The following is a 20,928-nucleotide window of genomic DNA, read 5'->3' on the forward strand; positions in this document are numbered from 1 at the left end:
CAGCTGACAATGCGTCCTATCGTGCTAAGCGCATAAAGACGGGCGTCAGCTGCCCGTATCAATCCCAGACGTAGGCGATCTTGCGCAGGGCCTTGTTGTCGAAGATCTCGACGGAATCAGCCGCATCACGGCCGCCGATCCGCTCGTAGAAGGCGCGCGCCGGGTCGTTCTCCTCCAGCACCCAGACCACGAGGCCGGAGAAGCCGTGGGCCCCGAGCATGTCCTTGGCGGCGCGGAACAGGCGGTGGCCGAAGCCGATGCCCTGGAATTCAGGACTGAGGTAAAGCTCGTAGATCTCGCCGGCCTGAGCGAGGTCACGCGCACGGCTGCGGCCGAGCGTGGCGTAGCCTGCGAGCTCGCCGCCCACCTCGAGCAGAAGCACGGTCGTGGAGCGTCTGATCGCGTTCGCCCACCACTGCGGCCCGCGCCGGCCGATCATGGCGTTCAAAGCGCGATGGGGAATGATGCCGGCGTAGGCGCCGCGCCAGGCGCGATCGTGGACTGCTGCTATCGCGTCAGCATCTTCGGGTTCCGCTCTGCGGATATCGATAGATAGCGTTGTCATCTCGTGTTAACCATAGACCCGCCGGTTGGCGACAGCAAGTGGGGTCTGATCCCAGGTGCGGTCCGACGTATTCCTGCTGATGGGGAGATGCGCACCAGTCGAAGCGCCGGGCTCGATTACTCCATCGACCATCATTGTAGCCCAAACGGAAGATGATGCAGAGAGAAAATAGTTCCCCATCCGACGCTGAGCGGGAAGCGGCGAATATCCTGAAGCAGGTGGAACGAGATTCTCAATCCATCGTTCTGGGAGGGATGCCGTCGATCTCCCGACCGGGTGATGAGCCAGCACCAGCTGACGCGATGGAGTTCTGGGGCCGCAGGATTGGCCGCGTGCTCGCCGTGATCGGGGCAGTGGTCGCGGTGTTCTGGCTGCTGACTTCGCTTGCATGAGCTTCGTCCGGCAGCGTAAAAACTGCCTTGTCGCTGAACCAGAACAGGTTTATTTCGGCTGACCATGACCCATCTACCCGCACATTTGCTCAACGGCTACCGCAACTTCATGTCGGGCCGTTTCACCACCGAAAGCAAGCGCTACCAGACGCTGGCGCGCGAAGGACAGTCACCAAGCACTCTGATCATAGCCTGTTGCGACTCCCGCGCCGCACCGGAGACGATCTTTGACGCCGGACCGGGCGAACTCTTCGTGGTGCGCAACGTCGCCAACATCATCCCGCCCTATACGCCGGATGGCAGCCACCACGGCACGTCCGCCGCGCTGGAGTTCGCGGTCCAGGTGCTCAAGGTTCAGGACATCGTCGTCATGGGCCATGGCCGCTGCGGCGGTATTGGCGCGGCACTCAATCCTTCGGCACAGCCGCTGTCACCCGGTGACTTTATCGGCAAGTGGATGAGCATGTTGGCCCCGGCGGCGGAAGCGATCGCTGGCAACGGCCTGCTGACGCAGGCAGAGCGGCAGACGACGCTGGAGCGGATCTCCATCCGTTATCAGCTTGCCAACCTGCGCACCTTCCCGTGCGTGAAGATCCTGGAGGAAAAGGGCCGCCTGCGTCTCCATGGCGCGTGGTTCGACATCTCCACGGGCGAGCTCTGGGTCATGGACCCAAAGAGCGGCGACTTCGAGCGCCCCAGCCTCGATTAAGACATTTCCGGGGTGGGGGATACCGTTCCCCCGCTAATCCGATTTGTCTGGCTACGAAACGCGCTGCGCCGGCTCTGGCAGCCGCCGCCACAGCAGCCATGACGTGACCGCCATGGCGCCCATGCCGGGCACAACAAAGCTCATGGCAACGACCGGGTCCCCGATCAGAGCGCAAATTACACCGCCCAACAATCCGGCACTCATCTGCGTAAATCCTGTCAGTGCCGATGCCGACCCAGCCATGTGCGGGAACGGCGCCATGGATGCCGTCATCATGAAGGGCATCACGAAGGCGATGCCGAAGGCAAATGTCGCTGACGGCAGCATCACGCGCAGGAACGATGGCTCCATCGTGTTGAGGATCAACAGCAGCGAAATGCTGCCGATGGCGATGAAGCTCAGCCCGACAGGAACGAGCTGACCGGATTTCACCCGCTTCATCAGGAAATGCACCGTTAGGGTGCCGACGAAGAACGTGCCCGACTGTACCAGCATTCCAAGGCCGAACTGGGTGGGCGAGAGGCCGACGCGATCCATCAGCACGAACGGCATCACGGTCGCCTGCGTGTAAAGCGCGCCGGAAGTTCCCGCCATGATGAACGCCGTGCCGATGAAGTAAGGCATGCGGAACAGGGTGGAATAGGCCTTGTAGAGGCCCTTGGGGCTTGCGCGGGAAGGATCGCGGTTGGGCGCCGTCTCCACCATCGCGAACTTGGCCACCATGGTGATGAGAAAGCCGAAACCAAGCATCAGGAAGAAGATGGAGTGCCAGCCGGCGAGTTCCATCATCAATCCGCCAATGGTTGGCGACACGGCCGGGCCAATGGAGAGGATCACCCCGATGAGATTCATGATCCGCGCTGACTGCTCACGCGTGAAGAGGTCGCGGACGATCGCACGGGAGACGGCCACACCGGCAGCCGCACCTATGCCCTGCAGGAAGCGGGAGAGGATCAGGATCTCGATGGTTGGGGAGAACAGGGCGATCAGGCTGGCGATCGCATAGATCCCCATGAAGCCAATCACGACCGGTCGGCGACCGAAGGCATCCGACAGCGGGCCACAGAAGAGCTGGGCGATGGCAAAGCCGGCGAAGTAGGTCGACAGCGTCATCTTCACGGCGGCTTCCGTGGTGCCGAAAGCATGGACGATCTCGGTCATCGCCGGGGTATAGAGCGCCATGGACACAGGGCCGATGGCTACAAGCATTGCACCAATGAGACTGACTTTCCGCTCACTCATAAGCGGAGCCGAGGTCGTCCCGCCCCCCTGATGCAAATTCATTCCTTTGCCTTCCGTTGGATGCCGACTCAGTCGGCAGAGAAATTGTCCCGGATCTCCTTCAACTGTTCGTGAAGGAGATGCCATTCTTCTTCGTTCATATTGCCCCGGGCGCGCAGCCGAACTTCATCCGCCACGCGGAAAATCGTCTCCAACGCAGCTTCTGCAGCGTGCGTCAGTTCCACGATCTTGGCGCGACGATCCGACGGATCGGTTGTGCGCTGGACGAAACCCTGACGCTCCAGCCGGTCGAGGTAGCTGCTGAGCGTCATCGCTTCCAAGCCCATGCGCTCGGCAAGCATGTTCTGCCGCCCTTGGCTATATCGGGCGATATAGGCCAGCGTGCGAGCCTCGCCAGGTGTCAATCCTATGCCGGCCGCCTCGATCCTGCGATCGATGTCTGCACGTATCATGCGGGAGAGATCACCGATGAGAAATCCGATGCCATCCGGATCAATGCGGTTCGGCATGAAAACAATCCTGGAAATAATTAATAAGCAATATTTCACATGACCATGTCGGATGACGTACACCAAGTCAAGTATTGCAGGTGGGCCACCCGAACGCCTAGATGAGAGCACATAACGCAACGCTGCACATCGAGATTTTCCATGACAGTTTCGAACCTGAACCTCAACGACCATCCACTGACCGCCTGGAATGGACCGCTCGGGCTGCCCGACTTCACCCAGGTGCGCGAGGAGGAGTTTGAGCCTGTCTTCCGCGCGGCGCTTTCGGCCCATGAAGCCGAGATCCAAGCCATCGCCAGCAACCCGGATGCGCCGACGATCGAGAACACGCTGGCGGCTATGGAACTCGCGGGCGAAGCTCTCTCCCGGTTATCATCCATCTTCTGGTGCCTTGCCGGTGCGCACACCAACCCGGCGATCCAGAAGGTCGAGCGCGAAATTTCTCCACTCATGGCCCGCCATGTCTCGCGCATCTTCATGAATCCCGATCTGTTCGGCCGGATCGACGCACTCTACGAGCAGCGCAACGCGCTCGGCCTCGACAAGGAAACGATGCGGGTTCTGGAAAAGACCTGGAAGCGGTTCGTTCGGGGCGGTGCCAAGCTCGACGCGGATGCCAAGGCACGGCTGAGCGCTATCAACGAAGAGCTTGCAACGCTCGGCGCCCAGTTCGGCCAGAACGTGCTCGCTGACGAAAGCTCATGGGCGCTGTTCCTTGATGAAAAGGATCTTGAGGGCATTTCGGAAGCGCTGAAGAACTCCATGGCTTCGGCGGCTGCCGAGCGCGGACAGGCCGGCCGCTATGCCGTTACCCTCTCGCGTTCCATTGCCGAGCCTTTCCTTGCCAGCTCTTCCCGCCGCGATCTGCGCGAGACAGTGCTGAAGGCATTCACCTCGCGCGGCGCCAACGACGGCGAGGCAAACAACAAGGCCATCGTGCAGCGCACGCTCGAACTACGGGCGGAAAAGGCCAAGCTTCTCGGCTATGAGACCTTTGCCGCCTACAAGCTCGACGACACGATGGCCAAGACGCCTGCCAACGTCATGAACCTGCTGCTGCCGGTTTGGGAGAAGGCAAAGGAGAAGGCTGCGGAGACGCAGAAGGAACTGCAGCGTCTGGCCGCTGCGGAAGGACAGAACCACGCCATCGCCGCGTGGGACTGGCGCTACTATTCCGAGAAGTTGCGGTCCGAGAAGTTCGACTTCGACGACGGAGCGCTGAAACCGTACCTGTCGCTGGAAGGCGTGATCACCGCTGCCTTCGATGTGGCGAAGCGTCTGTTCGGCCTCACCTTCGAGGAACAGAAGGGCATTCCGGGATGGCATGAGGACGTCCGCACCTTCATCGTGCGCAACGCCGATGGCTCGCGCCGCGGCCTCTTCCTCGCCGACTATTTCAACCGTCCCTCTAAGCGGTCGGGCGCTTGGATGAGCGCGCTGCAGTCGGGCTACAAGCTCGGCGACGGACAGGAGCCGATCATCTACAACGTGTGCAATTTCGCGAAGCCCTCGGCAGGCAAGCCGGCGCTGCTCTCGGTCGATGATGCGCGGACGCTGTTCCACGAGTTTGGCCATGCGCTGCACGGAATGCTGAGCAACGTAACCTGGCCCTCCATCTCCGGCACATCCGTTTCGCGCGACTTCGTCGAGCTGCCGTCGCAGCTCTTCGAGCACTGGTTTACGGTGCCTGAGGTTCTGCAGGCCCACGCCCGCCATGTCGAAACCGGCGAGGCAATTCCGATGGAGCTGGTGGACAAGATGCGCGCGGCACGCAACTTCGACGCAGGCTTCGCGACCGTGGAGTTTACAGCTTCGGCGCTGGTCGACATGGAATTCCATTCGCGCGAAAGCGCCTGGGAAGATCCCTTCACCTTCGAGACGGATGCTCTTGAAAAGCTCGGGGCACCGGCAGCCATTCCGACGCGTCACGCAACGCCGCACTTCCTCCACGTCTTCACCGGCGACGGCTATTCCGCCGGCTACTATTCCTACATGTGGTCGGAGGTTCTGGATGCCGATGCTTTCCGCGCCTTCGAGGAGACCGGCGACGCGTTCAATCCGGAAATTGCGGAGAAACTCCACCGCTACATCTATTCGGCCGGCGGTTCTGAAGATCCCGAAGCGCTCTACAAGGCTTTCCGGGGCCGGATGCCCAGCCCCGAGGCCATGATGGAGAAGAGAGGCCTCCTCTAAGTTATTGCCTTGTGCAATGCCCGGCATGATCCAGCCATCATGCCGGGCTTATACTTGATGTGACGGGTATCGACAGCGGTGAATACCTTGTGTCACACACATTACAGTGTAGATTGCGGTTCTCTGCTACGAATGGATGAAGCGTGAGTGACCGGATTTCGACCTCAAACCGAGGCTCGGACCCACTGCGAATAAGCTGCGGCGAAAAAAATCCGGCGCTCCGCATCGGCCGTGGTTGCGGAACTTTTTTGAACAAAAACCGCAACTTGCAACGCAAGCCCTTGAAGTTCATGGCCTCAGCACAAATATTCCATAGCTGTTGGCTGGCTTAGTGCTCTTTCGCAGGCGCAAAAAAAGCTGTATGAGCGCGCCATAGAAAACCATTCGTGCGCCTGCGCTGCGCGCGGCGACCCTCAAAGAGAACCAATGAAACTCCGCAATATTGCGATTATTGCCCACGTTGATCATGGGAAGACTACACTCGTAGATGCAATGCTACGCCAATCTGGCTCGGTACGTGAGAACCAGCGCGTTGATGAACGCGCCATGGATTCCGGCGACATCGAGCGCGAACGCGGCATCACCATTCTGGCCAAGGCGACCTCCGTTGAGTGGGGCGACACCCGCATCAACATCGTCGACACGCCCGGACACGCCGACTTCGGCGGTGAGGTCGAGCGCATCCTGAACATGGTTGACGGCGTGGTGCTGCTGGTGGACTCCGCCGAAGGCCCGATGCCACAGACCAAGTTCGTGGTTGGCAAGGCACTGAAGGTGGGCCTTCGCCCGATCGTGGCGATCAACAAGATCGACCGTCCGGATGCCCGTGCTGAAGAAGTGCTGAACGAAGTGTTCGACCTCTTCGCAGCCATGGACGCTACCGACGAACAGCTCGATTTCCCGGTTCTCTACGGTTCGGGCCGCGACGGCTGGATGAACGTCAACCCGGAAGGTCCTAAGGATGAGGGTCTTGGACCCCTTTTCGACCTGGTGCTCAAGCACGTGCCTGAGCCCAAGGTGGAAGAAGGCCCGTTCCGCATGATCGGTACGATCCTGGAAGCCAACAACTTCCTGGGCCGCATCATCACCGGCCGCGTTCTTTCCGGCTCCGCGAAGCCGAACCAGTCCATCAAGGTCCTGGGTCAGGACGGAAAGGTGCTCGAAACGGGCCGTATTTCCAAGATCCTCGCCTTCCGTGGTCTCGAGCGTCAGCCGATTGACGAGGCAATTGCAGGCGACATCGTCGCGATCGCCGGCCTCTCCAAGGGCACCGTGGCCGACAGCTTTGTCGATCCGTCGGTAACCATTCCGCTCAAGGCACAGCCGATCGATCCGCCGACCGTTACGATGAGCTTCATCGTCAACGACTCGCCGCTCGCCGGCACCGAAGGCGACAAGGTTACGAGCCGCGTCATTCGCGACCGTCTGCTGCGTGAGGCTGAAGGCAGCGTTGCCCTGCAGATCGAAGAAGCCGCCGACAAGGATTCGTTCTTCGTATCCGGCCGTGGTGAGCTTCAGCTTGCAGTTCTGATCGAAACGATGCGCCGTGAAGGCTTCGAGTTCGCAGTTTCCCGTCCCCGCGTGGTCATGAAGAATGGCGAAGACGGCACGTTGCTGGAGCCGATCGAAGAAGTCGTGATCGACGTCGATGAAGAGCATTCGGGCGTGGTCGTGCAGAAGATGTCGGAGCGCAAGGCAGACATGGTCGAGCTTCGCCCTTCGGGCGGCGATCGCCAGCGCCTCGTGTTCCATGCTCCGACGCGTGGTCTGATCGGCTACCAGTCGGAGCTGATGACTGACACGCGCGGCACGGCAATCATGAACCGCCTGTTCCACAGCTACCAGCCCTACAAGGGCGAGATCGATGGCCGCACCAACGGCGTGCTGATCTCCAACGATAGTGGTGAAGCTGTGGCCTACGCATTGTGGAACCTGGAAGAGCGTGGCCCGATGGTCATCGATCCAGGCGCCAAGGTGTATCAGGGCATGATCATCGGCATCCACAACCGTGACAACGACCTGGAAGTCAACGTTCTCAAGGGCAAGAAGCTGACCAACATCCGCGCCGCAGGCAAGGATGAAGCCGTCAAGCTTACTCCTCCGATCCGCATGACGCTGGAGCGGGCACTGTCCTGGATTCAGAACGACGAGCTGGTAGAGGTTACGCCGAAGTCGATCCGTCTGCGCAAGCTCTACCTCGACCCGAACGAGCGCAAGCGCTTCGAGAAGCAGAAGGCGTCGGCGGCTTAACCGCTACGTCCTGCTACAAATTAGAAAAAGCGCGGCCGTCAAACGCCGCGCTTTTTGTTTTGGCGGTCCGATACGAGTTTAGCGGAAGGGTCAGGAGGCCGGGGCGGCCAATGCCTTGTCGACCTCGGGCAGGATCTTTTCCAAAATTGCCTGCTGCGTCAGCGGGCCGACGTGCTTATAGAGGATGGTGCCGTCGGGTCCGACGACAAAGGTCTCCGGAACACCATAGACGCCCCAGTCGATCACGGCGCGGCCGTTCTGGTCGACGCCGATCAGATCATAGGGATTGCCGAGCTCGCCAAGGAAGCGCAGGGCGTTCTGCGGCTGGTCCTTGTAGTTGATGCCGGCGATCTGGAAGCGCTTGTCCTGCCCCAGCTCCATGAGCATGGGATGCTCCTGCCGGCAGGGGACGCACCACGAACCCCAGACGTTCACCAGTGTAACCTTGCCCTTGAACATCTCGACGTCGAAGCCGGGCAGCTTGGTTCCTTCCAGCGGCTCCAGCTTTGTCAGAGGCGCCGGCTGGCCGATGAGCGCCGAGGGTACGACCGAAATATCGCGGCCAGACAGAAGCTGCAGGAGGAAGACTGCCGACAGGGCGAGAAAGATCACCAGCGGCAGAAGAAACATAAGGCCGCGACGGCGAGAGGGGCGTTCTCCTTCAGCAGCCATCAGGATGCCTCGCGGTTTTCGGAACGGCGGCGAACGCCACGACGCTCCAGATCGTCGAGCGCGCGCTTCTGGCTGCTCTGGTCGACAAGGATCCAGCCGGCGAGGCCCACAAGCGCCAGCACGGTTATCGCGTAGGCGGCGGTCACATAGGCAAAATGGCTCACTGTGCGGCTCCTTCAGCCCGACGCGCAGAAAGTCTGCGCATGGTCGACACCCGGCGTCGCCAGATTTCGGTCCGCATGGCCATGATGTGCAGGCTGCTGAAGAGCAGCGTGAAGCCAATGGCGCAGATGAGAAGCGGCCAGAGCATGCTCGGGTGGATGGTTGGGCCATCGAGACGCAGAACCGATGCGGGCTGATGGAGGGTGTTCCACCAGTCGACCGAGAACTTGATGATCGGGATGTTGATGAAGCCTACCAGCGTCAGGATCGCGGCAGCGCGAGCCGAGCGGCCCTGATCATCGAGCGCCCGCGTCAGCGCGATGATGCCGAGATACATCAGGAAGAGCACGAAGACCGAGGTGAGACGCGCATCCCACACCCACCACGTGCCCCACATGGGCTTGCCCCAGATCGAACCGGTGATCAGCGCCAGCGCGGTGAAGGTGGCTCCGATGGGTGCTGCGGACTTGAGGGACACATCCGCAAGCGGATGTTTCCAGATCAGCGTGCCAAGCGCCGAGAGCGACATCAGCGTGTAGCAGAACATGGACAACCACGCGAAGGGCACGTGGATGTACATGATGCGGACGGTGATGCCCTGCTGGTAATCCTCAGGGGCGGCAAAGGCCATGTAGAAGCCCACTGCCAGCAGCAGCAGGGCCGAGCCAACCAACCAGGGCAGCAGCGCATCCGACAGCGAAATGAAACGCGTCGGGTTTGCAAAGGCCATGATGCCGGATGATTTCTTCGCTGTATCGGTCATGTGGCTGTAAATAGTCCCCCCGGATAGCGGCTGCAAATACTTTGAATTGCCGCACCGCCCAAAGCAATGGTCACTTTGACGTGTGGACTGGTCCTAGTCGGCGTTTCGAAGCGCCATTGATGCCGCAAACGGTCCCAGAACCGAGAAGAAGATCGTCAGCGCCGCGAGGATCAGGAACGGCGGCAGGAACGGGTCCGGATCGGCCATGGCACCACGGGCAGCGGCGACTCCGAAGACCAGCACGGGCACTACAAGCGGCAGGATGAGAACGGAGACCAGAAGCCCGCCGCGCGGCAGGGCAACCGTGAGCGCCGAACCGACAGCGCCGATGAAGGTGATCGCAGGCGTTCCCACCAGCAGCGTCAGGGTGACAGCGAGGAGGCCGATTGGCGGAACGTTCATGAAGAGGCCGAGGAGCGGTGAGATCACTACCAGCGGCAGAACGCTCGTCGTCCAGTGCGCGAGGCACTTGGTGAAGACCGTTAGCGCCAGCATGTGGCGGCTATCAGCCGTCAGCAGAAGGTCGAGCGAGCCGTCCTCCGCGTCGGCCTGAAACATACGGTCGAGGCCGAGCAGGCTTGCAAGCAGCGCGCCGATCCAGAGGATCGCAGGGCCGATGCGGGCGAGAAGGTTCAGGTCCGGGCCAACGCCGAAGGGGATCACGGCAACGACCGCGAGGAAGAACAGCGCTCCGGTCAGCGCGCCGCTGCCAGCGCGGCCGGCGAGCTTCAAGTCCCGCATGTAGAGTGAGAACATCTCAGGCGCTCCGGATGCGAGAGGAAGAGAAACGGCGCTTCATCGGTTCGCCACCATCTGCAGTTCTTGCGAATTTTCGAGCCCCAACGGCAGGTGCGTTGCCGCCACGATCAACCCGCCGCCCGCCAGATGCTGGCGCATCAGTTCGGTGAACTTGGCTTCGGAGCGCTTGTCGAGGCCAGAGGTCGGTTCATCCAGCAGCCAGAGCGGGCGGTAGCACATGACGAGACGTGCGATCGCCACCCGGCGACGCTGTCCGGTCGAGAGATAGCCGAACGGAAGGTGGGCGATGTCGAGCAGGCCTACCTGCTCCAGTGCTTCATCAACGGTGCAAAGATGCTCACCCAGGAAGGAGCGCCAGAAGGAGAGGTTCTCCTCGACCGTGAGTGCGGGCTTCATGGCATTGGTCGCGCCGAGGTAATGGGCGGCCGCACCAGCGTTGGGCCAGGCCTCGCCGCCGCCGGAAAACTCGATCGCGCCGTCAGAGGACGGAAGCAGCCCGCCGATGATTCGCAACAGCGTGGACTTTCCGACACCGTTCGGACCGGTCACCAGAACGGCAGATCCGGCTCCAACCTCGAACGAAAGGTCCGAAAAAATCAGCTCCCCACCGCGTTCACCGCTGAGGTTTGTCACGGCAAGGCGCATGTTTTCTCCCGTTTCAATGAGAATTGTCTGGAATCGTTAAGCGTAACCGCCAGAACGGTTTTCCGGTATGGAACTCTTTTGCAAAATTCTCTATATGGCGGTCAACACGCCAGCGGCCGGTGTGACCCTCTTTGAACCGATGACTGCGCGCGAGCCGCCTTTAACGGCTTGAGACGCAGGGAGCGGACAGCGGAAATGGCCGTACCCGCAACCTTTGCACCCGTGTCTCAGGATGTCCGTTCCCGATCGGGATGAAACGACAAGGATAGGATCGCACGTGTCTATGTCTCTTGACAGTTACAATTGCCGTAGGACGATCAAGGTCGGCCAGACGGAATTCACCTACTACGACCTGAAAGAGGCTGAGAAGAACGGCCTTGCCGGTGTTTCCCGCCTGCCCTTCTCCATGAAGGTGCTGCTGGAGAACCTGCTCCGCAAGGAAGACGGCCGCGCCGTCACCAAGGAGAGCATCGAGGCTGTTGCCGCCTGGCTTTCCGACCGCGGCACCGCAGGCGTTGAAATCGCCTACTCGCCCGCACGCGTGCTGATGCAGGACTTCACCGGCGTTCCCGCCGTTGTAGATCTCGCCGCAATGCGCGACGCAATGGTGGCTCTCGGCGGCGATCCCAAGAAGATCAACCCGCTGGTACCCGTCGACCTCGTCATCGACCATTCGGTCATCGTCGACGAATTCGGCAGCCCCCGCGCCTTCGACCGCAACGTCGAGCTCGAGTACGAGCGCAACGGCGAGCGCTACCGCTTCCTGAAGTGGGGTCAGCAGGCGTTCGACAACTTCCGCGTCGTTCCGCCCGGCACCGGCATCTGCCACCAGGTCAACCTCGAGTACCTCTCCCGCGTTGTCTGGACCCGTGAAGAAGACGGCGTGCACCTCGCCTACCCCGACACCTGCGTCGGTACCGACTCCCACACCACCATGGTGAACGGCCTTGGCGTTCTGGCCTGGGGCGTTGGCGGCATCGAGGCTGAAGCTGCCATGCTCGGCCAGCCGGTTTCCATGCTTCTGCCGGAAGTCATCGGCTTCAAGCTGACCGGAAAGCTCAAGGAAGGCGTCACCGCGACCGACCTCGTGCTGACCGTCACGCAGATGCTGCGCAAGAAGGGCGTTGTCGGCAAGTTCGTCGAGTTCTTCGGTCCCGGCCTTGCCAACACCACCGCCGCCGACCGCGCAACCATCGGCAACATGGCTCCGGAATACGGCGCAACCTGCGGCTTCTTCCCGGTTGACGGCGAGACCATCAAGTACCTCGAGACGTCGGGCCGTCCGCGCGAGCAGATCGAGCTGGTTGAAGCCTACTCGAAGGCTCAGGGCATGTGGCGCGATGCGGACATGCAGGATCCGGTCTTCACCGAAATCCTCGAGCTCGACCTCGGCGACGTCGTTCCGTCCATGGCTGGCCCGAAGCGTCCGGAAGGCCGCCTGCCGCTGGAGGATATCGCTGGCAATTTCGCCAAGGCGCTCGAAGCCGAGTACAAGAAGACCGTCGACACCGCGAAGCGCTATGCCGTTGAGGGCGAAAACTTCGACCTCGGCCATGGCGACGTGGTGATCGCTGCAATCACCTCCTGCACCAACACCTCGAACCCGAGCGTGCTGATGGCTGCTGGCCTTCTGGCACGCAACGCGAACCGTCGTGGCCTGAAGCGCAAGCCGTGGGTCAAGACCTCGCTTGCTCCCGGCTCGCAGGTCGTTGCCGAGTATTTCGCAAAGGCCGGTCTGCAGGAAGAGCTCGACCAGCTCGGCTTCAACCTGGTTGGCTTCGGCTGCACCACCTGTATCGGTAACTCCGGTCCGCTGCCTGAGGCGATCTCGAAGACCATCAACGAGAAGGGCCTGATCGGTGCTGCCGTTCTTTCCGGCAACCGTAACTTCGAAGGCCGCGTTTCTCCGGATGTCCAGGCGAATTACCTTGCTTCGCCGCCGCTGGTCGTTGCCTATGCGCTCGCCGGTACCGTCACGAAGGACCTGACCACGGAGCCGCTGGGCGAAGATCAGGACGGCAACCCGGTTTACCTGCGCGACATCTGGCCGACCTCCGCCGAAGTGCAGGAGTTCATCGCCAACAACGTCACGCGTGAGCTCTACTCCTCCAAGTACGCCGACGTGTTCAAGGGCGACGAGAACTGGCAGGCGCTGGATGCTCCAAGCGGCCAGACCTACGCCTGGGACGACAAGTCGACCTACGTGCAGAACCCGCCTTACTTCGAGGGCATGGGCAAGACGGCGCAGGCAGCAGGCTCGATCAAGGGTGCACGCATCCTCGGCCTGTTCGGCGACAAGATCACGACCGACCACATTTCGCCGGCCGGTTCGATCAAGGCTGCTTCGCCGGCTGGTTCCTACCTGCTCGAAAACGGCGTTTCCGTCGCCGACTTCAACCAGTACGGTACCCGCCGCGGCAATCACGAAGTGATGATGCGCGGTACCTTCGCCAACATCCGCATCCGCAACCACATGCTGGGTGAGAATGGACGCGAGGGCGGCTACACGATCCACTATCCTTCCAAGGAAGAGATGCCGATCTACGACGCCGCCATGCAATACAAGCAGGAAGGCACTCCGCTCGTCATCTTCGCTGGCGTCGAATACGGCAACGGTTCGTCCCGCGACTGGGCTGCCAAGGGCACCAACCTGCTCGGCGTTCGCGCTGTGATCGCTCAGTCCTTCGAGCGTATTCACCGCTCGAACCTCGTCGGCATGGGCGTAATTCCATTCGTCTTCGCTGAGGAGACGAGCTGGAAGGAACTCGGCCTGAAGGGCGACGAAATCGTTGAGATCGATGGCATCGAGAACATCAAGCCACGCGCGACGATGACCGCCAAGATCACCTTCGCCGACGGTTCGGTGAAGGAAGTTCCGCTGCTCTGCCGCATCGATACGCTGGACGAGCTCGAGTACTTCAAGAACGGCGGCATCCTGCAGTACGTTCTGCGCGATCTCGCTGCCTAAGCAGCACTCGTACATTTGCCAAATCGAAGGGCGGGCCTCCGGGCCTGCCCTTTTGTTATGCGATCTACCCACCTTGCACGGCAGAGGACGTATGCTTATCCTTCGAGCCATCTAACGGGGTGCCCGTCTGCGTGGTGCAGTACGGCTGAGAGGCGAACGTGCCAACCCGCTGAACCTGATCCGGCTCGTACCGGCGGAGGGATTAGAAGAATGACTGACGACGCATATTCCCGACATAGCAGGCTTTTCACGACTGCTCTTCTGGCCGCCGGTGTCTCCTTTGCTGCCGCAGGCCTTGCGGCTGCGCAGGACACGCAGAAGCTCACCATCTACACCTACGAAAGCTTCACGGCCGACTGGGGCCCTGGCCCGCAGGTGGAAAAAGCGTTCGAAGCCGAATGCGGCTGCGACGTGGAGTTCGTTTCGGTTTCGGATGGTGTCGCACTGCTGAACCGTCTCCGCCTTGAAAGCGAAGGCAGCAAGGCCGACATCATCCTAGGGCTTGATACGAACCTCACGCACGAAGCCAAGGCGACCGGGCTGTTCGCGCCGCATGGTACCGATGTGTCACGGATCGAGGTTCCGGGCAGTTCCTCCGATGATGTCTTCGTACCATACGACTATAGCTATTTCGCATTTATCTTGAATAAGGACTCCGGCGAGACGCCACCCCAGTCACTGAAGGAACTGGTGGAGGCAGAAAACGACCTGAAGATCCTCATTCAGGATCCGCGAACCTCGACGCCCGGGCTGGGACTGCTGCTCTGGGTGAAATCCGTCTATGGCGAAGATGCCGCTCAGGCATGGGAAAAGCTGCGGGAGAAGGTACTGACGGTGACACCTGGCTGGAGCGAGGCCTACGGCCTGTTCACCAATGGTGAAGCGCCGATGGTGCTCTCCTATTCGACCTCACCCGCGTATCATGTGATCGAGGACGATACGCAGCGCTACGAGGCGATCGCCTTCTCCGAGGGGCACTATCTGCAGATCGAGGTCGCTGCGCAGACGAAAAAGGGTGCGCAGAACCCGCTCGCCAAGCAGTTTCTGGAGTTCATGCAGGGGCCTGGGTTCCAGGACGTGATCCCTGAGACCAACTGGATGTTCCCGGCCGGCGAGACCTCGAAGCCGCTCCATCCGGCCTTTGATGCGCTGATCAAGCCGTCGAAGACGCTGCTCTTTGACCCGCAGGAAGTCGCCGAAAAGCGTAAGGCGTGGGTGGATGAGTGGCTTGCCGTGATGAGCAAGTAAGTCATGCGCTTCAATCGCCGGATTGCCGCTGGCGCGTTTGCGCTGGCGTTCATGGGCGTGCTGGTGTTTGGTGCGCTCCTCGGTTTGCTGCAGGAGGGGCTGCGTAGCACCGGCCAGACGCTCGCGGTCTTCGATGGCTATCTATTCCGGATTGCGCGCTTCACGCTATGGCAGGCCGTGCTCTCGACCGTGCTCTCCATAGGACCAGCGCTGCTGGTAGCGCGCGCCTTCGTGCGGCACCCATCGTTTCCGGGCCGCAAACTGATCCTGCAGCTCTTTGCGGTGCCGCTTGCCCTGCCCGCGATCGTGGCCGTCATCGGGATCCTCGCGCTCTATGGACGTGCAGGGTATCTTGCTCCGGCAATCTCCGCCCTGTTCGACTGGCGGTGGCCCGGGACCTACGGCCTTTCCGGCATTCTGCTCGCGCATGTCTTCTTCAACATGCCGATGGCCACGCGGCTGTTTCTGGCGGCGCTGGAGACCATTCCGTCGCATCAGTGGCGTCTCTCCACACAGCTCGGAATGGGCGGAATGGCGTCTTTCCGCTTCGTAGAATGGCCGGTGCTGCGCTCGGCCATCCCGGGCGTGGCGGGGCTCGTCTTCCTGCTTTGCGTAACTTCCTTCACGATCGTCCTGACGCTCGGTGGCGGACCGGGAGCCACGACGCTCGAAGTTGCGATCTATCAGGCATTGCGTTTCGACTTTGATCCGCAACGCGCCATCGTTCTGACCCTGGTGCAGCTAATGCTCACAAGCGCCATCCTGTGGCTGCTGACGCGTTCCGGCGCGGTTCTGACCGGTGATACCCATCTGCCCATCGGTTCGCGTCGGCTGCTCTTCCCGGGCCAGATAGAGCGCATCTTGAACTATACGATCATCGCGCTCGCTTTACTGTTCGTCGGAAGTCCCATCGTCACCATCGTTTTGGCTGGATTGAAAGCCGATCTTGCCCGTCTGGCCACCGACCCGGCGGTGCAGCGGGCGACACTCGTGAGCCTGGCGCTTGCATTCGTGGCAGCGGGGCTGAGCGTCCTCCTGGCATTCGGGCTGGTCGCGGCGCGTAGATCGCTCGAACTGAAGCGGCGCGGATCAAGCGCCGGCTTCTTCGAGCATCTCACAGATGGCGGCGTGCTGATGGTGCTGGTCATCCCGCCGATCGTGCTGGGTGCGGGCTGGTTCGTGCTGCTGCGAACTTCGGTCGATGTCTTCAGCGTTGCACCAATCATGGTGGCTTGGGTAAACGCGGTGATGGCGCTGCCCTTCGCCGTGCGCATCATTCGCCCCGCCTATGATGCGGCAAGCCACCGTCATGAAAAGCTCTGCTCTTCGCTCGGAATAGCCGGCTTTGCCCGTCTCCGGCTCATAGATTGGCCGCCGATGCGACGACCAGCCTTGCTGGCCTTTGCCTTTGCCATGGCGCTCTCGCTTGGCGATCTTGGAGTCATCGCGCTGTTTGGCAGCGACCAGGTGCAGACATTGCCCTACCTCCTGCTGCAGCGTATGGGGAGCTATCGAACCGCCGATGCGGCGGGGATTGCCTTGTTTGTGGGGATCCTGTGTCTAAGCCTGATGTATGTGGCAGGGCGAGAAAGTGCAGCCGCTGATGCTCCATCCCGATAACGGATCGCCGCCGAAAAGTGCCGGTCTCGCGCTTGAAAAAATCAGCTTCGCCTATCCGAACGGACCTCAGCTGGCGTTCGACCTCAAGGTCGAGGCTGGCGACATCGTCTCGGTCATGGGGCCAAGCGGTTCGGGCAAGAGCACACTGCTTAATCTCGTCGCGGGGTTCGAGCAGCCACTCTCCGGCAAGATCCTCGTAGACGGCAAGGACGTCACCGGGCTGCCGCCGCACCAGCGCGGCGTCTCCATGATTTTCCAGGAGAACAATCTATTCCCGCATCTGACGGTGGAGCAGAATGTCGGGCTCGGTCGCTCACCTTCGCTCAAGCTCTCCCCCAAGGACCGGAAGGCTGTGGCCAGCGCTATCGAACGAACCGGGCTGCGCGGAAAGGCGGATCGTCTGCCATCAGCGCTTTCAGGCGGGGAGCGTCAGCGCGCAGCGCTTGCCCGCGTGCTGGTGCAGCAGAACCCGATCCTCATGCTGGACGAGCCTCTGGCGTCGCTCGGGCCTGCGCTGAAAGATGAGATGCTGGACCTGATCAAGGAACTTCATCAGTCGCAGGGAATGACAATATTGATGGTAACCCACGACCCGCAAGATGCGCTGCGGCTCGCCCGTACGCTTGTCTTTCTGGAAAAGGGCCACATTGTTGCCACAGGAACAACTCAGGAACTGCTGCGCGAAGGTGCACCATCTGCTCTGACGGATTATCTCGGGGGACGGGGTGTATGACGAGTGCTGGCAATGTTAACTGAACTTCGATGAATACGAAGGATATTCAGCTTCTTGCCTGCTCTCTACGCAGTTGTTAGGTGAATCGTAGGGCGGCTTCGTGTTGCATCGAAAGGACAAATCCCTGGCGCACCGCTTTTCCACGTTCCGCGGAATCAAGGCTTTTGGCGTACATCAGCGCTTGCTCACGGCGAGTGCAATGGTGGCGTTTCTAGCTGCCTGCCAGACGACCGACCTCCTCGAATCGAATTTTACGCCTGCTTCCAAGGATCCGGCTGTCACGGTCGACACGGTGATGCGCGGCGACCGGGTCGCAAGCCTCGCAGCGCGCCAGCATCCGAAGATCCTGCAGACCTATGGCGGTGAGTATTCCGACCCGAAGCTTGAGCGTATGCTCGCTCGCGTCGTCGGCAAGCTGACGCTGGACCCTGACAATCCGGAGCAGACCTACCGCATCACCATCCTTGATTCGCCGAACGTGAATGCGTTCGCGCTGCCTGGCGGCTTTCTTTACGTGACGCGCGGGCTCCTGGCGCTCGCCAACGATTCTGCCGAAGTGGCCGCTGTTCTGGCGCATGAGATGGCCCACGTGACCTCCAATCACGGACTGGAGCGGCAGCGTCTGGAGGCTCAGGCGAAGATCGCCGATCGCGTGGTCACGGAAGTGCTGAGCACCGACCCAAGTGCGCGGGCCGCATTGGTGCGCGGCAAGCTGCAGCTTGCGCAGTTCTCACGCAATCAGGAGCTCGAGGCCGACACCGTCGGCATTCGGGCCGTCGGCCGCGCCGGATTCGATCCCTATGCGGCGGCACGCTTCCTGCGCTCGATGGACAATTACCAGAAGCTGCGTGATGTTAGCGGCGCCAGCGATGCGAGCCTCGACTTCCTGGCCAGCCATCCAAATGCGCCGCGGCGTATCGATCTGGCGCAGCAGCACGCGCAGAAGTTCGGCGCCCCCGGCTATGGCGCGAAGGATCGCGAGCAGTTCCTGGCTGGTATCGACGGCCTGATCTTCGGCGACAAGCCGGAACAGGGCTATGTGCGCGGCAACAGCTTCCTGCATCCGACGCTCGGCATTGCCTTCTCTGTTCCGGAGGACTTCAAGCTCGACAATTCAGCCGGCGAAGTTATCGCCACGGGGCCGGGCGAACTCGCCTTCCGCTTCGACGGAGTCACGGTGGACCGCAAGATCTCCATGACGGACTACCTGCGCGGCAACTGGCTTGCCGGTGTCGATGTATCGTCGATCCGGCCGATCACCATCGGCGGCAAGGAAGCGGCAACCGCAACCGCGCAGGCGGACCAGTGGAAGTTCAACGTGACAGTGGTTCGGGTGGGCGATCAGGTCTACCGGCTGCTCACTGGCGCACCGCTTTCCAGCAACAGGCTTGAACAGGTGGCTTCGATCATTGCCGGCAGCTTCCAGGTGCTGAAGCCCTCCGAAGTGGCCGCCTTGCAGCCCTTGCGCATCCGTATCGTAACGGTAGCTCCGGGAGAAAACGTTGCCAGCCTAGCCAACAGGATGACGGGGGTAAGCCGGAAGCTCGAGCTGTTCCGCGTTATCAACGGGCTTGGACCGGGGGCGAATGTTTCAGCCGGCGACAAGGTGAAGATCATCACCGACCGGTGAGCCGTCCATTGGTCTCACTCAGTTGGCGTGGCTTGCGAGTTCCGGATGGCGCTTAACCAGCGCGCTCCGGAGCTTCTCCAGCGCCCGCGTTTCGATCTGGCGCACGCGCTCCTTCGAGATGCCCAGCGAAGCTCCCAGAGCCTCCAGCGTTGCACCATCTTCCGACAGCCTGCGTTCGCGCACGATCTTCAGCTCACGGCCATTGAGCGTATCGAGCGCCTGGCTGAGCCACATGGCGCGGCGTTCGCTATCAATCGTTTCCGATACCACCTGATCGGGCGTCGGATCCTCGCTGACGAGGAATTCGATGCGCTCGGCAGCTGAGTCGCCGTTGAGTTTTGTGTTGAGCGAGGTATCACCACCTGCCAGCCGCATATCCATGCGGGAGACTTCAGCTGGGGTGACGTGGAGCGCGGCAGCCACCTTGCGATAGATCTCTTCGCTGGGTTCATCACCGCCAAGCCGCTGCAGACGGGCACGGAGCCGCCTCAGATTGAAGAACAGTGCTTTCTGAACGGAACTCGTACCGCCGCGGACGATAGACCAATTACGCAGGATGTAATCCTGCATGGAAGCGCGGATCCACCAGCTGGCATAGGTCGAAAATCGTACGTCTCTTGAAGGATCAAACCTAGCCGCAGCCTCAAGCAGCCCTACATGACCTTCCTGTACAAGGTCAGCCATCGAGAGACCGAAGTGGCGGAACTTGCCTGCCATGGCGATTACGAGCCGCATATGCGCCTTGGTAATGCCGTGGAGTGCTTTGACGTCCTTTTCCTCCTTCCACCGTATGGCAAGGAGATGTTCTTCTTCGCGCTCCAGATATGGAGCTGCCATAGCAGCTTTTATAAGCCTGCGTCCGCCTTCCTGCATGATGTGCTCCTGCTAACACAAGCGAGACAATCGCCTCCGTGGGGCATGAGCTTTAACATCGTGACGTGCAGAAGGTTCCACGCGGGCGCACCCGCCAGGTTGCGGGGCACCCTAAACAAAAAGCCGGGCACGAGGCCCGGCTTTGCTGAATGGGAGAGCAGGCAGGATTAAGCTGCTTCTTCCTTTTCGTTCTCGTCCTTATCAGCGTCTTCGCCGTCAGCGTCGGCCTTGGAGCCGCGGCGCGGAGCCTTGGCCAGGTTGACCTCGATGAGGCGGACAGCTTCGGTCTCGGAGAGGGCGTTCACGGCTGCAATTTCGCGGGCCATGCGGTCCAGAGCGGCTTCAAACAGCTGGCGCTCCGAGTAGGACTGTTCCGGCTGGTTGTCAGCGCGGTAGAGATCGCGGACAACCTCGGAGATCAGGATCAGATCGCCAGAGTTGATCTTGGCATCGTATTCCTGCGCACGGCGCGACCACATGGTGCGCTTTACGCGGGCCTTGCCCTGCACGATCTTGAGAGCGCGCTCGACGTAATCCTCTTCCGAAAGCTTGCGCATGCCGCTGGAGGTGGCCTTGGCGACCGGAACCTTCAGGCGCATCTTGTCTTTCTGGAAATCGATGACGAACAGCTCCAGAGAGTGGCCCGCTACTTCCTGGCTCTCGATGTTCACGATCTGGCCTACCCCATGAGCAGGATAGACGATGAATTCGCCTGTCTTGAACCCGGACTTATGTGCCACTTTCTTCTGCTGGGTTGCCATACGCCTAAAACTCCTATTGTAGGTGGCGGCGGTTATCGCTCGCTCCAGCCACCTGGGGTGTCATGCTGGGAAGATGACTAAACGCGGTGACGATGATTTGCTGACTTGTTTCGTCTGCCGAGGCAGGGGAACTCTTGCGCGCAACGACCAGGTTCAAGCATCCTTGGTACCAGGGTACTCCACGGTTGGTGATTATTTATCCTGCGCCATCAAGACGTTCTTTACCGACATGTG

At 61.0% G+C, this 20,928-nt stretch carries 19 protein-coding genes and 1 riboswitch; of the genes, 9 read left to right on the forward strand and 10 right to left on the reverse strand.

Features of this window, described 5'->3' with window-relative positions; genetic code table 11:
- Positions 1 to 58: 58 nt before the first annotated feature.
- Positions 59 to 565 carry a GNAT family N-acetyltransferase gene (locus IEX27_RS03955; protein ID WP_188719644.1) on the reverse strand — a complete coding sequence of 169 codons (507 nt, stop codon included), beginning with the start codon at positions 563 to 565 and terminating at the stop codon, positions 59 to 61.
- Between the two features lie 155 nt (positions 566 to 720).
- On the opposite strand from IEX27_RS03955, the gene IEX27_RS03960 reads away from it, so the two are divergent.
- Entirely contained in the window at positions 721 to 957 is a 237-nt protein-coding gene (locus IEX27_RS03960) for a hypothetical protein (RefSeq protein ID WP_188719645.1), read from the forward strand.
- Between the two features lie 64 nt (positions 958 to 1,021).
- On the forward strand, positions 1,022 to 1,666 hold the full coding sequence (locus tag IEX27_RS03965; RefSeq protein WP_188719646.1) for a carbonic anhydrase: 645 nt from the start codon (positions 1,022 to 1,024) through the stop codon (positions 1,664 to 1,666).
- 51 nt (positions 1,667 to 1,717) lie between these two features.
- Here the strand turns inward: IEX27_RS03965 and IEX27_RS03970 are convergent, their stop codons facing one another.
- Together IEX27_RS03970 and IEX27_RS03975 are read right to left on the reverse strand one after the other, a co-directional pair.
- On the reverse strand, positions 1,718 to 2,908 hold the full coding sequence (locus tag IEX27_RS03970; RefSeq protein WP_188719647.1) for a multidrug effflux MFS transporter: 1,191 nt from the start codon (positions 2,906 to 2,908) through the stop codon (positions 1,718 to 1,720).
- 68 nt (positions 2,909 to 2,976) lie between these two features.
- Positions 2,977 to 3,417 (reverse strand): MarR family winged helix-turn-helix transcriptional regulator, encoded by a 441-nt coding sequence (locus IEX27_RS03975; RefSeq protein WP_188719648.1) that lies wholly within the window; start codon positions 3,415 to 3,417, stop codon positions 2,977 to 2,979.
- 141 nt (positions 3,418 to 3,558) lie between these two features.
- On the opposite strand from IEX27_RS03975, the gene IEX27_RS03980 reads away from it, so the two are divergent.
- Together IEX27_RS03980 and typA are read left to right on the forward strand one after the other, a co-directional pair.
- Positions 3,559 to 5,610, forward strand: coding sequence for a M3 family metallopeptidase (locus tag IEX27_RS03980; RefSeq protein ID WP_188719649.1), 2,052 nt, complete (start codon positions 3,559 to 3,561; stop codon positions 5,608 to 5,610).
- A 426-nt stretch (positions 5,611 to 6,036) separates the two neighbouring features.
- Positions 6,037 to 7,860, forward strand: coding sequence for a translational GTPase TypA (gene typA, locus IEX27_RS03985; RefSeq protein WP_188719650.1), 1,824 nt, complete (start codon positions 6,037 to 6,039; stop codon positions 7,858 to 7,860).
- Between the two features lie 90 nt (positions 7,861 to 7,950).
- On the opposite strand, the gene IEX27_RS03990 is transcribed toward typA, so the two are convergent.
- The 5 genes from IEX27_RS03990 to ccmA all read right to left on the reverse strand — a co-directional run bounded on the left by IEX27_RS03990 (position 7,951) and on the right by ccmA (position 10,861).
- Positions 7,951 to 8,532 (reverse strand): DsbE family thiol:disulfide interchange protein, encoded by a 582-nt coding sequence (locus IEX27_RS03990; RefSeq protein WP_188719651.1) that lies wholly within the window; start codon positions 8,530 to 8,532, stop codon positions 7,951 to 7,953.
- Positions 8,532 to 8,696: a heme exporter protein CcmD gene (gene ccmD / locus IEX27_RS03995; RefSeq protein ID WP_188719652.1), complete on the reverse strand. Its 165-nt coding sequence runs from the start codon at positions 8,694 to 8,696 to the stop codon at positions 8,532 to 8,534. Before ccmD ends, IEX27_RS03990 begins: the two co-directional genes overlap by 1 nt.
- On the reverse strand, positions 8,693 to 9,457 hold the full coding sequence (locus tag IEX27_RS04000; protein ID WP_188719653.1) for a heme ABC transporter permease: 765 nt from the start codon (positions 9,455 to 9,457) through the stop codon (positions 8,693 to 8,695). The genes ccmD and IEX27_RS04000 overlap by 4 nt, the downstream gene beginning before the upstream one ends.
- Positions 9,458 to 9,550: 93 nt before the next feature.
- A complete protein-coding gene (gene ccmB / locus IEX27_RS04005; protein ID WP_188719654.1) occupies positions 9,551 to 10,213 on the reverse strand; it encodes a heme exporter protein CcmB in 663 nt (220 codons plus the stop codon).
- 39 nt (positions 10,214 to 10,252) lie between these two features.
- Positions 10,253 to 10,861: a heme ABC exporter ATP-binding protein CcmA gene (ccmA, locus tag IEX27_RS04010; RefSeq protein ID WP_188719655.1), complete on the reverse strand. Its 609-nt coding sequence runs from the start codon at positions 10,859 to 10,861 to the stop codon at positions 10,253 to 10,255.
- Between the two features lie 283 nt (positions 10,862 to 11,144).
- On the opposite strand from ccmA, the gene acnA reads away from it, so the two are divergent.
- From acnA to IEX27_RS04035, 5 genes are all read left to right on the forward strand, one after another.
- The gene (gene acnA, locus IEX27_RS04015) at positions 11,145 to 13,829 is read left to right on the forward strand and encodes an aconitate hydratase AcnA (RefSeq protein WP_188719656.1); all 2,685 of its coding nucleotides are present in this window, start codon (positions 11,145 to 11,147) and stop codon (positions 13,827 to 13,829) included.
- Between the two features lie 105 nt (positions 13,830 to 13,934).
- A riboswitch (TPP riboswitch) is annotated at positions 13,935 to 14,048 on the forward strand.
- Positions 14,040 to 15,077: a thiamine ABC transporter substrate binding subunit gene (gene thiB, locus IEX27_RS04020; protein ID WP_188719657.1), complete on the forward strand. Its 1,038-nt coding sequence runs from the start codon at positions 14,040 to 14,042 to the stop codon at positions 15,075 to 15,077. (Overlaps the previous riboswitch by 9 nt.)
- Positions 15,078 to 15,080: 3 nt before the next feature.
- The gene (thiP, locus tag IEX27_RS04025) at positions 15,081 to 16,697 is read left to right on the forward strand and encodes a thiamine/thiamine pyrophosphate ABC transporter permease (protein ID WP_188719658.1); all 1,617 of its coding nucleotides are present in this window, start codon (positions 15,081 to 15,083) and stop codon (positions 16,695 to 16,697) included.
- Entirely contained in the window at positions 16,681 to 17,430 is a 750-nt protein-coding gene (thiQ, locus tag IEX27_RS04030; RefSeq protein WP_188719659.1) for a thiamine ABC transporter ATP-binding protein, read from the forward strand. The genes thiP and thiQ overlap by 17 nt, the downstream gene beginning before the upstream one ends.
- 199 nt (positions 17,431 to 17,629) lie before the next feature.
- Complete coding sequence (locus IEX27_RS04035; RefSeq protein WP_188719660.1) at positions 17,630 to 19,060, forward strand: M48 family metalloprotease; 1,431 nt, start codon at positions 17,630 to 17,632, stop codon at positions 19,058 to 19,060.
- 18 nt (positions 19,061 to 19,078) lie between these two features.
- Here the strand turns inward: IEX27_RS04035 and IEX27_RS04040 are convergent, their stop codons facing one another.
- Both IEX27_RS04040 and IEX27_RS04045 read right to left on the reverse strand, forming a co-directional pair.
- A complete protein-coding gene (locus IEX27_RS04040) occupies positions 19,079 to 19,933 on the reverse strand; it encodes an RNA polymerase factor sigma-32 (protein WP_188719661.1) in 855 nt (284 codons plus the stop codon).
- A gap of 167 nt (positions 19,934 to 20,100) precedes the next feature.
- Positions 20,101 to 20,694, reverse strand: coding sequence for a CarD family transcriptional regulator (locus tag IEX27_RS04045; RefSeq protein ID WP_188719662.1), 594 nt, complete (start codon positions 20,692 to 20,694; stop codon positions 20,101 to 20,103).
- Between the last annotated feature and the right edge of the window lie 234 nt (positions 20,695 to 20,928).

This window comes from Nitratireductor aestuarii, assembly GCF_014641695.1.
GTDB classification, from domain to species: domain Bacteria; phylum Pseudomonadota; class Alphaproteobacteria; order Rhizobiales; family Rhizobiaceae; genus Chelativorans; species Chelativorans aestuarii.